The organism is Oleiharenicola lentus (assembly GCF_051660365.1).
GTDB classification, from domain to species: domain Bacteria; phylum Verrucomicrobiota; class Verrucomicrobiia; order Opitutales; family Opitutaceae; genus Lacunisphaera; species Lacunisphaera lenta_A.
Map to the genome: position 1 here is coordinate 2,804,455 of NZ_JBOZXB010000001.1, position 15,651 is coordinate 2,820,105.

The 15,651-nt window shown below is 61.3% G+C and carries 8 protein-coding genes; 3 read left to right on the forward strand and 5 right to left on the reverse strand.

Annotation, left to right across the window (positions count from 1 at the left end):
- Nucleotide 1: 1 nt before the first annotated feature.
- The 3 genes from ACRRQW_RS10650 to ACRRQW_RS10660 all read right to left on the reverse strand — a co-directional run bounded on the left by ACRRQW_RS10650 (nucleotide 2) and on the right by ACRRQW_RS10660 (nucleotide 8,278).
- On the reverse strand, nucleotides 2-2,635 hold the full coding sequence (locus ACRRQW_RS10650; protein WP_438481343.1) for a glycoside hydrolase family 3 C-terminal domain-containing protein: 2,634 nt from the start codon (nucleotides 2,633-2,635) through the stop codon (nucleotides 2-4).
- A gap of 28 nt (nucleotides 2,636-2,663) precedes the next feature.
- Nucleotides 2,664-4,532: a tetratricopeptide repeat protein gene (locus ACRRQW_RS10655; RefSeq protein ID WP_438481344.1), complete on the reverse strand. Its 1,869-nt coding sequence runs from the start codon at nucleotides 4,530-4,532 to the stop codon at nucleotides 2,664-2,666.
- Between the two features lie 122 nt (nucleotides 4,533-4,654).
- Nucleotides 4,655-8,278, reverse strand: a complete 3,624-nt coding sequence (locus ACRRQW_RS10660) for a TonB-dependent receptor plug domain-containing protein (RefSeq protein WP_438481345.1) — start codon at nucleotides 8,276-8,278, stop codon at nucleotides 4,655-4,657.
- A gap of 588 nt (nucleotides 8,279-8,866) precedes the next feature.
- On the opposite strand from ACRRQW_RS10660, the gene ACRRQW_RS10665 reads away from it, so the two are divergent.
- The 3 genes from ACRRQW_RS10665 (at nucleotide 8,867) to ACRRQW_RS10675 (ending at nucleotide 12,977) form a co-directional block, all read left to right on the forward strand.
- Nucleotides 8,867-10,231, forward strand: coding sequence for an MFS transporter (locus ACRRQW_RS10665; protein WP_438481346.1), 1,365 nt, complete (start codon nucleotides 8,867-8,869; stop codon nucleotides 10,229-10,231).
- 4 nt (nucleotides 10,232-10,235) lie between these two features.
- Entirely contained in the window at nucleotides 10,236-11,843 is a 1,608-nt protein-coding gene (locus tag ACRRQW_RS10670; RefSeq protein ID WP_438481347.1) for a glycoside hydrolase family 43 protein, read from the forward strand.
- Between the two features lie 81 nt (nucleotides 11,844-11,924).
- Nucleotides 11,925-12,977, forward strand: a complete 1,053-nt coding sequence (locus ACRRQW_RS10675) for a LacI family DNA-binding transcriptional regulator (RefSeq protein WP_438481348.1) — start codon at nucleotides 11,925-11,927, stop codon at nucleotides 12,975-12,977.
- 49 nt (nucleotides 12,978-13,026) lie between these two features.
- Here the strand turns inward: ACRRQW_RS10675 and ACRRQW_RS10680 are convergent, their stop codons facing one another.
- Together ACRRQW_RS10680 and ACRRQW_RS10685 are read right to left on the reverse strand one after the other, a co-directional pair.
- Entirely contained in the window at nucleotides 13,027-14,523 is a 1,497-nt protein-coding gene (locus ACRRQW_RS10680; protein WP_438481349.1) for a sugar ABC transporter ATP-binding protein, read from the reverse strand.
- Between the two features lie 104 nt (nucleotides 14,524-14,627).
- Nucleotides 14,628-15,584 (reverse strand): substrate-binding domain-containing protein, encoded by a 957-nt coding sequence (locus tag ACRRQW_RS10685; protein ID WP_438481350.1) that lies wholly within the window; start codon nucleotides 15,582-15,584, stop codon nucleotides 14,628-14,630.
- Nucleotides 15,585-15,651: the final 67 nt, after the last annotated feature.

A 15,651-nucleotide genomic window follows, 5' to 3' on the forward strand; every position in this document is an offset into this window, starting at 1 on the left:
ATTACTGCGGGGTGATCTTCAAGGTAGCGCGTAGCGGCAGGCGATCGGACGCCGGGCCGGCGTCGAGGTGCCACGCGCCCGGGTCGACGACGTAGCGGTCGTTGGTTTCGTCCCAGCGGCGCAGGCGTTCGATGGGGACGGTGAGCGTGAGAGTTTTCGTTTCGCCGGCGCGCAAGGGCACTCGTTGGAAGGCGACGAGTTGGCGAAGCGGCATCGACACCGGAGGATTTTCGGCGGTGGCGTAGAGTTGCACGACTTCGTCGCCGTCGCGCGGGCCGGTGTTTTTGACGGTGATGGCAACGTTGAGGGTGTCGCTGGCGTGAACGGCGGCTGAGGAGACGGCAATTTTTTCGTAGGCGAAAGTCGTGTAGCTCAGTCCGTGGCCGAAAGCGTAGAGCGGTTTGCCGGTGTAGTAACGGTAGGTGCGGTTGCGCATGCTGTAATCGTCGAACGCGGGCAGGTCGTTGGTGCCGCGGTAAAAAGTGACTGGCAGGCGACCAGCGGGATTGTTTTCGCCGAGCAGCGTTTGCGCGACAGCGTCGGCGCCGCGTTGGCCATAATACCAAGCGAGCAACACCGTGTTGGCCTGCGAGTCATCGAGCGCGAGCGCACTGCCGGTGGTGAGCACGACGACAGTCGGCTTTTTCAACGCGGCCACGCGGGCGAGCAATTCGCGCTGCGTAGCGGGAAGATCGAGCGTGAGCCGGTCGCCGCCTTTGAAGCCTTCGGCCGTGACGCTCATTTCCTCGCCTTCGAGATTGGGCGTGATGCCGAGCGTGAGCACGAGGTGGTCGGCGGCTTCGGCGGCGGCGAGCGCTTTCTTCAGCGAATCGTCCGTGCCCGGCGCGATCCACCCAAACTGGATGCGGCCTTTCGGACGCGTCTGACCGTATTCGAGGCGCACCGCGTAGGCACGGCCCGCTTCGAAGGTCACAATGTTGCTGAGCGGGCGCTCGGGATCTTTGCGCCAGGAATCAATAACGGATTTCTCATCGATAAAAAGTCGCACCGCACCTTCAGCGACGACGCCGAGGACGTATTCGCCGGAAACGGGTGGCACGATGACGCCGGTCCAGCGCACCGTGGCGTCTTTGATTGGGATGCCCACGATGGGTTGCGCCTCGTCCCATTGGAGATCGACCTGCGCATCGCTGCGGGTCGAGGCCAGCGCGCCTTCGAGGGGAGATTTGCGGTAATCGTAGTTAGTGTTTGCGAAGACTTCGGCCTTGAGTCCGGGCTGTGTGCGCGCGGCGTCGGCGAAGAGCACGCCCGCCGGAAACGGCTGGCCGCTGACGCGGAAACCTTTCACGAGCGACACCCCGGGCTCCGCGAGCACCTTGATGCCGAGCGGTTCGAACTTGGCGCGGAGTCCGTCGACGAGCGTGATATGCTTACGCGGAGTTCCTTCGTAGTTGCCGAGCAACGTGGACACTTCGAAACCAGTCGGGCCTAGCACGGCGACGGTCTTCAAATCTCGGGCGTTCCACGGAAGGGTGCCGTCGTTTTTTAGGAGCACGAGACTCTGGCGCGCGGCTTCGAGCGCGACGCGGTCGTGCTCGGGCGTGGCGTTGGCCGACGGCGGAATCGCGCGGAACGCCACGCGCTCGACCGGATCGAATTCACCGAGGCGAAAGCGCAACGCGAAGAGGCGGCGGAGCGCGACATCGATGTCGACCTCGGTGACGAGTCCGCGTTTCACCGCGTTGCCGAGCGCCTGGTAAGTGATGCCGCTGCACAGGTCGTTGCCGGTTTTGATCGCAAGCGCGCTGGCCTCGGCGGCGTCTTTGGAAAAGAGGTGCGCTTTCGGGCGCCACAGGTCGGCGACGTTGTCGACATCGCCGACGACCGCGCCGGTGAAGCCCCAGCGTTCGCGGAGAATTTTTTGCAGGAGCTGGGGGTGGGCCGGCGCGGGGATGCCATTGATGGCGTTGTAAGCGCTCATGACGGATGTCGCGCCACCTTCGCGAATGCCGGCTTCGAAGGCGGGCAAATACGTTTCCCAGAGATCGCGCTCGGAGGTGACAGCGTCGAAATGGTGGCGCTCCGGCTCGGGGCCACTGTGCACCGCGTAATGTTTTATCGTCGCGACGGTTTTGAGGTAACGCGGATCGTCGCCTTGCAAGCCGCGCACGAACGCGACGCCGAAGCGGCCGGTGAGAAACGGATCTTCACCGTAAGTTTCCTGGCCGCGGCCCCACCGCGGGTCGCGAAAGATATTAATGTTGGGCGACCAGATGGTGAGGCCTTGGTAACGTTTGGAGTAACCTTGGAGCGCGAGAGCTTCGTTGTTTTTTGCACGTGCTTCGACCGCGATGATTTCGGCAATTTTTCCGTGGAGTTCAGGATTCCACGTCGCCGCGAGGCCGATCGCTTGGGGAAATACGGTGGCGAGGCCGTTGCGCGCGACGCCGTGCAGGGCTTCGTTCCACCAATCGTATTGCGCGATGCCGAGACGGGGAATCGCCGGCGTGGCCATCATCGTCTGTGCGATTTTCTCCTCGAGCGTGAGACGCGCAAGCAAATCGTCGACGCGTTGTGGAACGGGCAGATCGGCGTTGCGGAATGGTAGGGTTGTTGCGGGCTGCGCGAAAGCGGCGGTGGTGAAAAATACGGCGAGGAGGGAAGCGCGGAGCATGGGAGTGACGGGGTTTCGTTAGCTGCGATCAGCGACCGAGGGTGGGGTTGAACTGGAGTGCTTGCTGGTAGTGCGCGTTGGCTTCGGTGGTTCGGCCCAGCGAGCGAAGGGCCAAAGCAAGCCGGAGGTGCGCTTGATCAGACTCAGGATTAATTTCGAGCACGGCTTGAAGATGCGGCAGCGCATCGGCGTAGCGCCCTTGCAGCGCCAAAACGGTGCCGAGTTGAAGGAGCGAAGAGAGGTCCGCTGCGTCGAGCTGGACGGCTCGCGTGAAATGCTGCGTGGCTTCCGGCAGGCGTTTGGCGTTGAGCAAGGCCTGGCCGAAATTCCGATGCGCCGTTGCGTAGTCGGGTTTCAGGTGCACGGCGGTTTCGAATTGAGTGAGACCTGCTTCTGCGCGACCGAGCGCCATGAACGCGACTCCGAGGGTGTTGTGCGCTTCGGCGTAGTGGGGCTGGAGTTGAATGGCCCGGTCGAGCGGAGCGATGGCTTCGGACGCGCGGCCCAGTTGCGTGAGCGCGTTGCCGAAAGTGTTCAGCGCCTCGGGATAATTTGGCCGGAGCGCGAGCGTGCGTTCAAGGTGAGGCAGCGCGGCGGCGGACTGGCCGCGGTCGACGAGGATGACGGCGAGATTGTGGTGAGCGAGCCACGCGTCGGGATTTCGCTGGAGCGTGGTTTCGTAGAGCGTGACGTTGTCGCGGTAGCTCGCAGCGTGATGCCACGTGACAATGCCGAGCGCGGTGGTGAGCAGTGCGCCGGTAATGATGCCTGCTTTGCGCGGGAGGAACGTAAGCGCGACTCCGGCGGTCGCGAAGATTGCGAGGCTCGCCAGATATTGAAAGTGGTCGGCGACGTAGGAAAAGAGGAATGGGTAAACGTTAAAAAATCCCAGGGCGGGAAACAGCGAGCCGCCAAACAAGAGCGCAGCAGCGAGCGGGCCGCGGTTGCGCCGGCTCCACCAAATCAGGCTGGCCAGCAGACCGAGCCCGGCGAACGTGAAGAGCCATTGCCACCAGATCGACGCATCGACGATCCAGCGCGGATAAACGAAAATTAATTCCGCCGGCCAAATCAGTTTGCCGAGATAAAACCAAAACACGCGTCCGGCGAGCACGAGCCGGTCGGCGAAATTGAGCGCGAACTCGGAGCCTTGCGCGCCGATGAGCGCGCGTTCGAAGTGCGCGGTAAATAAACCGCTGGCCACGCCCAGCGCGAACCAGGGGAGGAGCGGCACGATATCGCGGCGCCATGCCAAGCGTCCGCGTTGCCACCAGAAAATCACCAGCAGCGCGGCGGGCAGAGAAGCTGTGACGGTTTTGCTGAGCAGTGCGCCCGCGAAGAAGACGAGCGCGAGAGCGTAACTGCGCGGCGAGCGTTCGCGATCGAAACACAGGTAAGCGAGTGCGGCGCTGAGATAGAGCACGAGCGAGAGCGTGTTTTTTTGCTCGGTGATCCAGGCGACGGATTCGACGCAGACCGGATGCAGCGCGAAGAGTAAACCGGCGAAGATCGCACCGGGAATCGCGAGTCGGCGCAGCACGGTAATGAGCAAGCATGCAGAAAGCGCGTGCCAGATTACATTGATCACGTGATAGCCCGCGGTGGCGTCGCCCCAGAGTTTATGTTCGAGCCAGAACGCCGAATGCAGGAGCGGGTAATATTGCTGCGTGGCGCCCGGTTCGAACCAAATGCGCAGCAGACCGGACCAGGATTGGAGTGCGGGGCTCGTGACGTGGCCGATGTCGTCCCACAGGAGCTCGCCTTTGAGTGCGGGCAAGTAAGCGATGAACGTGACGGCAAAAATCGCGGCGAACAGGCCGGCGAATTTCCAGCGGTTAAATTCGAGCGCGGACGAAGACGTCTCGAAGAGCGGAGCGGGACGACTGGAGCGCTTCATCGGCGCGGAGAAAATTGCGGCGGGCGGGAAGTCACAGCAATTGGTTTGTGAGCGGTTTTTTTCAAAAAAATCGCCGCCACGTGGGGAGTGGCGGCGATGGCGGAAAATTTCAGCTCGGCTGATTAGAATTCAAACGAGGCCGACAGCTTGTAGATTCTCGGATCCACGATGCGGTAGGTGGAAGCCCGGCCGTCAAAGAACGCACTGGTGGCCTGCAAGTTGCCGCCGTTTTCCTGCACGTTGTTTACGTTGAATTGGAAAGTCGCCCGAATCTTATCGCGGAAGAGCTTGGTTCGGTAGCTGACGAACAAATCGACGTAGTATTCCGCTGGCGAGTAGATCGGGCGATCCGGATCGAGTTTCAGGATCTTATTCGCGGCGAGGGTGAGATCCATGCCATCGGTGTAGCCGAGGCCATAGAAGCCGATGGAGCCTTTGCTGGAGTAACGCACCGAGCCACCCACCGTCGTATTCTTGATGAACTTGTTGTCGCTGATTCCAGCGAGATTGTAGCGCGTGTTGAACTTCGCGGAATAGACGCGGGCCTGGGGCCGGGGGCGACCGATCAAGGCGCGGAACACCGCCATGGGAGCATCGACGTTACCGGCGAAATTCGTCGAGGCGGAGTTGGTGGCGTTGTAGCCAGCCGACGCGGTTCCCGTGCTGAACGTGCTGCCGAGGATGCTCCACCACAGCAAGTGGCCGGTGGCACCGGTCGGGAGGTTAACTGGCCCAGTTGCGTAGGGAGTGGTTACTCCGTTAAAAGTATACGTCGTTTGCGTGTAGCGTGGATCTTCGAGGGTCATCCAGACGGGCAGGCGTGCGGCGATGTATTCGTCCACGGCGGCACCGGCGGCGGTGTTAATCGAGACGGTCTTGGTGACCGACGCACCGACGGTCCAATATTTGGTGGGGTTGTAGTTGATTTCCACCTCGTGACCTTTGGACTGCAAATCATTGACCGCGGCGTAGGTCCCGTTGGCACCAATGCGCTGCAAGCCTTCATACTGGGCGAGGTCCATCTTGATGGCCGCGGCGATTTGCGCATTGCTCGCGCTTCCACCGCTGGCGACACCGTTAATCCAGTTGCCGGCTTGGGTTTTCAGATTCCAAGCGTCGGTCGCGACAAAGCCTTCATAGCGCAGAATGCGCTGGGCCATCGTCGAGATGTCGCCGTTGCGTAGATTGAGCTGCCTGGTGTCGAAGTGGGTGTAGCGGATGGAAAGATTACCATCGAGCGCGGTGATCCAGAAGCCGATGTCCTCGCTCGTGCCGGTTTGATTGGGCAGCTGTTTGAGAAACAGGTCGTAGGCTGGACCCTGCGCGATGAAATTGTCCGACTTGTTGTAGGTAAGGCTGAGGCCACTGACCACCTCGGCCAGGAATTTGCTCGCTCCGCTCCCGCCGTCTGCGCGGCGTCGGAGGAAGCCGAGATCCCGGAACGGGCGCGCCACGACCGACAGGGACTTGGTGTCTCCTTTGGCCGCGCGCCAGTCGGAAACCCATCGGTTGGACGCCTCGAAGTCGAATTCGCGAAGATCCGAGGTGAGCAAGGCGAGCGGGGCGTTGCGATCGTAGACTTTGTCCTCACGTGCGCCAAAAGTGGCCACCAGCTTACCCTCGAGAAAGGTGCTTTGAAACACGCCACCCGCAGTCTTGATGACGGTATTGACGTTGTTGAGACCGCCGCCGAAGACCGGAGTAAAGCCGATGGCGGATACGTCCCTGATCATCGAGGTGGAGTTGGGGCCCCAGACATAGGGGACACTGGCGCCTTCGGGAAAATAACTCGGGGCGTATTCGATGCCGCCGCCGGGCGTATTGCCGACATAGTATTGTTCCGAGATGCGGGCGTAGTTGCCGGGAACGAGCAGCGCGCCGGTGGCGCTCAGGTATCGGCCATCAGCGTTGGCATTGCTTTGAAGGCCCAGCGGCGCATTCAAGGCCGCGTATTTCTGCTGCCAAGCCTTGTCCAAGCCCAACGCGGTATGCCGGTAGTTGTAGAGGCGATTCTGCTGATTCTTGTATTCGTAGTAGCCGAGAATCTGTTGGGTGCCGAGCCACTTGCTGAAGCCCTTGTCCTGGGAGAAATCAATGCGGTAGACGGCTTGGGCGCGCGTGGTGTCCCAGACCAAGGGTTTGTCGCGTAGATAGGGTTCGCTGGTCTTCAAGTAAGGACGGCCGTAATAGGGATTGGGGGTGCCGTCCAAGTTAACCATGTTCACGTCCACCATGAGCTGGCCGACGTTGCTGTTGACGCTCGCGGGGCCCATGGGCTGGTTTTCCCTGCGCTTGGCATCTTCGCGCATGAAGGTGGCTTGGGCCGCGAGGGTCTGCTTGGAGCTGTTGAGGATGACCTGGTCGAGCTGGGCCATGTAGGTGTCGACGTCGTCCCACGCCTTGCTGTTGCCCGCCAGATTGATGCTGGTCCAGTCATAGATGGACTGATCGTTGATGGGCCGGGCCACAGAGTTGTAGAGCGGCTGTTGCGTGGCAGTGTAAGTGTCCGAGGGGCCCGTTTGCAACAGGCCGACACCGATGTAAGCTGCGGCATACGGATCGGTGGTTGCAAATGCACCGGTGGGAGCGGCCGCCGCTGGGTTGGTGTATCGCGGCAGGGTCCAGTAAGGGGTCTGGCCAGGGGCGCCGATTTGAAAGGTGGAACGTGTATCCGCACCGCCAGTGAAGTAACTCGGCGCGGCCGTATAGGGCGTCGTGGAACCGAGGACGTTACCATTGCCATAGGTCTGGCCGTTGATCGTGACCAAATTGGTGACAGGGTTCCAACCCGGTTTGCCGGCCTTGACCCAATCGGTGTAGTAGTCGCGCGGGGTGGTGAAGTTGGGCCGCACGGACGCGTTTTTATAGTTATACCACGATACGGCCAGGGTCGTGTTTTTGAACGGCTGGGCTTTGACCTGAAAGCTGAGGCGACGGGAGTCCTCACCAGAGGGCTTCCGCACGAAACCGGTGTGCTGGTAGGCGTAACTCGCGCGCACGGCCAGCTTGTTGCGGATGAGCATCCGGTTCACGTCGAGTGAACCACGGTAGCCCTCGTAGCTATCCGCGCGGATCTCCACCTTGTTGAAATCGCGCGTGATGTTGGCGGTCGCAGGAACTTGGTTGACCGTGCCGCCGGCGTTGCCGAGGCCGAAGATGTTGGCGTTCGGACCACGGCTCAACTCGAGCGAGTCGATCCAGAGCGGATCAACCGGCACGCGGCCGGAGGTCGCGATGTTGTTGAACGCGATATTGGCGCTGCCGACGCCGCGGACGCGGTTGGCGGTATTCGGGCTGAGGCTGACATTGTCGACCACCGCGCCGGTGCGATCGGTGACGAACTCAGAGTAGGAATTCGTGCCCTCGGTGCCCGCCATGTAATCGAACACGTCGTTGATATCGAGCATCGCGAAGTCCGACATCTGCTCCTTCGTCATGACCGTGATCGACTGGCCGAGGTCTTCGATCTTCGAGTTCATGCGCGTGCCCGACATCGAGTTCGCGGAGAAATAGCCCTTGTTGTTCGCGGTGACTTGGAAGGGCGAAAGTTCGACCACGTCTTCTTTCGCGGGTGCTCCGGCCGGCTTGGCGGTGTTAGCGGTCGTCAGTTTGGACTGGGCGGTTTCTTCTGCCGTGCGGTCCACGGGTGCGGTTTGGGCGAGCGCGGAGCTGGCCCACGCAGTGATCGAGAGCAGCGCGAAGCAAAGCCGGCGCGGCGAGTGGGAGGTTCGATTCCTGAGGTTCATGTAGGGTTTTGGTGGTGTGACTAAAAAATTTACGCGCTCGCGCTGGCGGACTTGGCAGCGATGGCCGCGCGCAGGAAGCCCGGTAATTCCGAGTTAGCGGCGAGACGACTTCATGAGGGTAGCCATGAGGTAACGGGCGATGTTCTATCCGTGCGCGAGGGAGCGCACGAGGATCACGGTGAGGACGCTAAGGGGTGGGAGGGGTTGGGGTAATGCAGACAGCTCAAGCGCTGAACCTACATGTGGCGGTGGTTGGCAGCGTGTAAGTGAACCATGCGCACTCAATCAGCAGGTTGTGCGCATTGTTGAACAAATGGGTGCGGCGCGTCGGCTGCTTGCCGAATGAAGTCAACAATGCGCACAAGCGGGGATTTGGCGCGCGCTGGGTTCTGCGTTTGCCTTGTCCGTGCAGTCGGTTGCAGGTTGTGACTGCTTCGCCCCTTACCCCCCCATGTTGACTTTTTATTTTTTGCGTCGCGTGCGCGCTGGCGTGACCACTGCGATTTTGCCTCGAGTAAGGGCTTGGGACAATTCCACGTCGGAGGGGCGGGGGTCTCTCCGGCGTGTCAGTTTTAACTTTTCCTGCCTGTGACCGCCGACACTCCGCCCGTTGATCGAGGCAGCCGGCTCCGCTGGGTGATCTGCGGACTCCTGTTTTTTTCCATCGTCGTTAATTACCTGCACCGGCTCACGATCAGCATTCTCAAACCTGAGTTGAGTCGCGAACTCGGATGGAGCGAAACGGATTACGGCATGATCGCGGCCGCGCAGTCGTTTTCCTACGCGTTCGGTTATTTGTTCGGCGGGCGAATCATCGACCGTATCGGGCCGAAACGCGGGCTGCCGATTTTTGTGCTGCTGTGGACGCTTGCGGCGATTGCCCACGGTTTCTGCCGCTACCTCGATGTGAGCGCGACGTTCAGTTATCCGTGGTTTCAAAAAACCGAGAGCGGCCTCGCGGTGGCGACGCTCGTGATTCCGATGACTGTCGCGGGTTTTGTGATGGCGCGCATCGCGCTTGGGCTGACGCAGGGCGCGAATTTTCCGGCAGCGATCAAGGTCGTGGCCGAGTGGTTTCCCGTGAAAGAGCGCGCGCTCGCGACCGGGTGGTTCAACACCGGCTCGAATGTCGGCGCGGTGCTGTGCCCGCTCGCCGTGCCAGTGCTGTTTAAAGTGGTCGGTTGGGAATGGACGTTTTATCTCACTGGCGTTGTCGGCCTGCTTTGGCTCGTGGCGTGGAAAGCGCTCTACGATGAACCGGAGCAGCACCGCAAAATCTCCGCGAGCGAACTGGCTTACATCCGCGCCGGCCAACCCGCTGTTGAGGAAACTCCGCAACGCGTGCCGTGGTTAAAATTACTTAGCTATCGCTCGGTGTGGGCGTATGTGATCGCGAGCATCCTCGCCGGGCCGGCGTGGGGATTTTATCAATCGTTCCTCCCGGATTTTCTGAATAAGCGGTTTCATCTCAATCTGGGCGCGACGGGATTTTGGACGGCGGTATTTTTTGCGCTCGCCGCCGCCGGCGGTGTGGCGGGCGGCTGGCTTTCGGGCAAATTCATGAACCAAGGCTGGACGCTCAACAAAGCGCGTAAACTCACGTTGTTGGCGTGCGCGATCGCGGTCGTGCCGATCTACTTTGCGCCGTTCGCGAGCGAAGTGTGGATGGCCGTGATCATCATCGGGCTCGCGGGCTCGGCGCACCAAGGGTGGTCGGCGAATCTGTTCAGCGTCGTTTCCGATACGATGCCGAAAGAAGCGATCAGCTCGGTCGTGGGGCTCGGCGGTTTCGTGGCGTATTTCACCGGCGGCTTCGTGAACGGATTCACGGGTCTCATCCTTCAAAAAACCGGCAGTTACGTGTGGGTCTTCGCCTACTTCTCAATGATGTATCTGCTTTCGCTCGCGCTTCTCCAATTGCTCGTGCCGCGCATCCAACGCGAAAAGGCGTAACGCCATGGCTTCAGTTTCAATTTCTACTTTGTCCTCCGTTAATCACGCTTCTGCCGCTACTCCGTGGGTGTCTGACCGAGGCGACGGCACTTACCGCAATCCGGTGTTATACGCTGACTATTCCGACCCCGATGCAATTCGTGTAGGCGATGATTATTGGCTGACCGCGTCGAGCTTTTGCCATGCGCCCGGCCTGCCGATTTTGCATTCGCGCGATCTTGTCAACTGGACGCTCGTCAATCACGCGCTTCCCGCGCTCGTGCCCGTCGATCATTTTGCGCAACCGCGGCACGGTCAAGGCGTGTGGGCGCCCGCATTGCGGTTTCAGGCGGGACGTTTTTGGATTTTCTATCCCGACCCGGATTTCGGCATCTACGTCATCACGGCAACTGATCCACGGGGCGCGTGGTCAGCGCCGGTATTGGTGAAAAGTGGCAAAGGCCTCATCGACCCGTGTCCACTGTGGGATGATGATGGGCAAGTTTACCTCGTGCACGGTTGGGCAAAGAGCCGCGCCGGCATTTGCAATCTGCTCACGCTGCACCAACTCAGTGCCGACGCGACGCGCGTCATCGACGCGGGTAAAATTATTATCGATGCGAACCAGCTGCCCGGCTGGCGCACGCTTGAGGGGCCGAAATTCTACAAGCGCGAGGGTTACTATTATCTCTTCGCGCCCGCAGGCGGCGTGGCCGAGGGCTACCAAGCGGTGTTTCGCGCGCGGGATATTTCGGGCCCTTACGAATCTCGCATCGTGCTCGACCAGGGCTCGACACCGGTAAACGGCCCGCACCAAGGCGCGTGGGTCGACACGCCGGCGGGCGAACATTGGTTTTTCCATTTTCAAGAAGTCCCGGCGTTCGGACGCATCGTGCACTTGCAACCGATGCGCTGGCGCGACGACGGTTGGCCGGTCATGGGGCGCGACGAGGATGATGATGGCAAAGGTGAGCCCGTGCTCGCGCATGCAAAACCTGCGCTGCCGATTCAGTCGCTCGCGGTGCCGGCCACCTCCGATAATTTCGCCGCGCCACAACTTGGTTTGCAGTGGCAATGGCAGGCGAATCCGCAGCCAAGTTGGTCTTCGCACACGGCTCGCCTCGGCGCGCTGCGCCTCGGCTGCGTGCCTGCGCCGTCGGGTGATTCGCACTGGCTGACGCCGCAGTTGTTGCTGCAGAAATTTTCCGCGCCCGCGTTTACCGCGACGGTCGCGCTTGAATTCCACTCAGCCAACGACGGCGACGCGGCGGGCCTCATGGTATTCGGCCACGATTACGCGTGGCTCGGCTTCACGCAGCTCGACGGACGCGTAGTGCTCGCGTTGCGCACGTGCGTCGGCGCGCATCAAGGCGGTCGGGAAAGTTTGGCCGCGGCAGCCGATGTTGTGCTCGGATCGCGTGCGCGAATGCAGTTACGCGTGAGCGTCGGCGCGGGCGCGGCGTGCGAGTTCGCGTTCAGCGTGGACGGAAAAAGATTCACCTCACTCGGTGCGCTCTTTCAGGCGAAATCAAGCTACTGGGTCGGCGCTAAAGTGGGGATCTTCGCCACTGCCGTCCCCGGCGACGCAAGTGCCGGTTGGGCGGACTTCGAGAAATTTACGGTCGAGCTTTAAGCGAGTGACGCCCGCGACTGCGCATTGCCGGCTTGAGTGTGCCAATCGCGCTCGGCATTAACACCACGTCCTCACCCCGCTTTGCCCACGCAAACCACATTGGAAGATGTCGCCAAGCGCGCTGGCGTGCACCGCTCGACGGTCTCGCTCGCACTGCGCAACAGTCCGCGCATCACGGCTGACGTGCGCGCCCGCATTCAGGCGCTTGCGCGAGAAATGCGTTATCGCGTCAATCCGCTCGTCGCCACGCTCATGCGTTCGCGGCGTTCGGGTCACGCGGTGAAACACGTGAGCATTGCTTACGTCACGAATTATCCCGCGCGTTATGGCTGGCGTCCGCCGCATCACGACCGTCCGGATTTTTTTCCCGGAGCGCAAAAACGCGCGATGGAACTCGGCTACAAGCTCGAGCACTTCTGGCTCGCGGAGCCGGGGATGACGCCCGCGCGCATGAGCGACATCCTGAGCGAGCGGGCGATCAACGGCGTGCTGCTCGGGCGTTTGCCGCCGGGCCAGTCGCAATTGGAACTGCTTTGGGAGCGATTTTCCTCGGTTGCGCTCGGCTTCACGCTGAAATCTCCCGCGTTGCACCACGTCGTCGAAGATCCTTTTTCCGCGGGCACCCAAACCGTCGAACAATGCCTCGCGCGCGGTTACCGCCGGCTGGGGTTTGTGTTTGCGGATGCGGATGACAGTCCGGGAACGGGTGATCGATTTCTCGGCGCGTTCATGCGGCAACAATTTCGCCTGCCGGCCAAAGATCGCATCCCGCCCTGTGAATACCAGTCAGGCCCCGGCTTTCGAAAAAACTTTCTCGCGTGGCTGCAACGCTGGCGCCCCGACGCGCTGGTGGCGACGCACGGACAGCCGATCCATGACTGGCTGCGCGCAGCGGGTTATTCAGTCCCCGGCGACATCGGCCTCGCCACGCTCATCAACGACCACCTCGACGAAAAAATCGCCGGCGTGCACAACGATCCCTACGTGCTGGGCAGTCTCGCGACGGACATGGTGGTGGGCATGCTCCATCGCGGCGAGTTGGGCCTGCCGCCGGAACCACATTTCGTGCTGACTCCGGGCATTTGGAAGGAAGGCAGCACGCTCCGGGCGAGCGCTTCCGCGAAAACGGTTTAACAGAGTGCCGATTTTAAACCCGCCCGGAGGTCGGGTTCCACCTTGAGAGTTACGCCGCAGCGACGCCGGCCATGAGTTGCATCAGGGCGGCTTCGGTGAATTCGGCGCGCTGGACTTCGCCCGCGATCGCGCCGTTGCGCATGACGAGGATGCGGCGACACAGGCCGATCAATTCGGGTAATTCGGAGGACACTACGAGCAATGCTTTGCCTTCGCAGGCGAGTTCGTCGAGGATCTGATAAATTTCCGCTTTCGCGCCGACGTCGACACCGCGCGTCGGTTCGTCGATGAGCAGCACGTCGCAGGAACGTGCCAGCCATTTCGCGAGCGCGATTTTTTGTTGGTTACCGCCGCTGAGACCGGCGGTGATGCTCTCGAGTGAAGGCGCTTTCACGCGCAGGCGCTGGGCGTAACGTTGCGTGAGCGTGTGCTCGGCGGAGCGGTTGACCCAACCGAGTTTCGTGAGGAGCGGGAGCGCCGCGAGCGACGTGTTTTCGCGACAATTCAAACCGAGCACGAGGCCCTGACGCTTGCGATCTTCGGGCACGAGGCCGACGCCGGCGGCGAGCGCGGCGGAAAGTGAACCGAGCGGGAGCGGCCGTTGCTTGATGCTGACCTGACCGCGCGCATTGGCGTCGAGGCCGAAGATGGCTTCGACAACTTCGCTGCGACCGGCGCCCACGATGCCAGCGACGCCGACGATTTCACCCGCGCGGACGGAGAGGGTGACGTTGGAAAATTTTCCCGGCGACGACAGTGCTTCGACGCGCAGGCGTTCTTCACCGAGGGCTTTCGCGAGATGATTGGGCGTGGCGATGAGCAGCTCGCGGCCGATCATTTGCGTGACGACGCGTTGCGGCGTGGTGTCGGCGATGCGTTCAGTGGCGACGTGGTGGCCGTCGCGCAGCACGGTGATGTTGTCGCACAACGCGAAGAGTTCTTCGAGGCGGTGCGAGACGTAGATCAACGTGATGCCGCGAGCTTTTAATTCACGGACTAGACGGAAAAGCTCGGCGGTTTCGGCGGCGGAGAGCGAACTCGACGGCTCGTCCATCACAATGACTTTCGCACCGGTGCCGACCGCGGCGGCAATTTGCACGAGTTGTTCGCGCCCCGTCGAGAGTGTGCCGATGATGGTGTCGGGATCGATGAACGCGTCGGCGCCGATCGTCGCGAGCATCACGCGGGCTTTTTCGCGCAGCGCGGGACGATCCACGAAGCCGCCGCGCCGCGGGAGATCGCCAAGGCAGAGATTTTCCGCGACGGAGAGATTCGGGCAGAACGCGAGTTCCTGGTGCACCATCGCAATGCCCAGTTCGCGCGCGGCCAGCGGTGAATCAGGCGCGATGACTTTTCCGTCGAGGCGGATCTCGCCGCCGTCGGCGGTTTGCACGCCGGCGAGGATTTTGCCGAGCGTGCTTTTGCCGGCGCCGTTTTCACCGATGAGCGCGTGGCACGTGCCGCGCTCGATCCCAAAACTCACGCCCCCGAGTGCGACGACGCCCGGGAAACGTTTGGTGATGTGAGTGAATTCTATAAACGACACAGAGGCAGAGGAGATTTCACAGAGATCACAAAGGGGTGAGAAGGGAAAGTCTCCGCAAGCTCGGTGGCTCCTTTGTGTTCTCTGGATCTAAGCCGGGGATTGGATTAGTTCGGCAGCCACTTCTTCCAGTTGCGGCCGAATTCGTCGACGGTGTCTTTGGTGACGGGAATCAGCGCGCTGACTTCTTTCACGGCGGGAGGATTTTTCTTGTCGACGATTTTTTCGATCAGCAATTCGACGGAGCGGTAGCCCCATTGGTAGCATTGTTGCGCGAGGAGCACGGGGACGTGGCCGCTCTTGATATAGGCGAGTTGCGCGGGGAGCGCGTCGACGGAGACGCATTGCACAGTGCCGGGTTGCCACTTCAGTGCGTTCTCGGTGAAGAGCGCCCAACCGCCGATCATCGCCCAGCCGGTGATGTCAGGGTTGGCCTGCATGACTTGCTCGACTTTGGCGGCGGCGTCCTGCGGGGTTTCTTTGTGGTAATACACGTCGCGAATCGTGATGCCGGGATATTTCTTCGCTTCCTGACGGACGCCTTGCACGCGGCGTTGGAGATTCGGGGCGTTTTGGTTGCCCGCGAGGATGGCGACGATGCCTTTTCCGCCCATGACCTTGGCGAGTTCGGCCATCGTTTGAATGCCGCAATCGAGATCGTCCACGCCGTAAGTCACGAAACGTTTTGAATTCGGCGCGTCGGAATCGAACGTCGCGACGGGCACGCCGTTAGCGACGGCGGAGTTGATGGCGTCGGTGAGTTTATTGGCGTCGGAGCAGGAAACTGCGAGGCCCTCGGCGCCGGAGAGCACGAGTTGTTCGATGGCCTCGGCCTGCTTTTGAGCGTCTTCTTCGTTCGGCGTGCGCCAATCGATTTTGATATCGAGGCCGCGTTTTTTGCTGAGTTCCTTGGCGGCGTCTTGCGCGCCGATGCGGGCGGCTTGGAAGACGGGATTGCCTTGGGATTTGGCGACGAGGCCGATGGTGATGGTGCGAGTCGCAGCCGAGGCGAGCGATGCGCCGGCGACGAGTGTCACGGCGGCGAGGAGGAGTAGTTTTTTCATGACGGGTAAAGTTGAGGAGCGAAAGGAAGCGGAACTGGTGGGATTAACGGGAGATTTTTTTGACCAC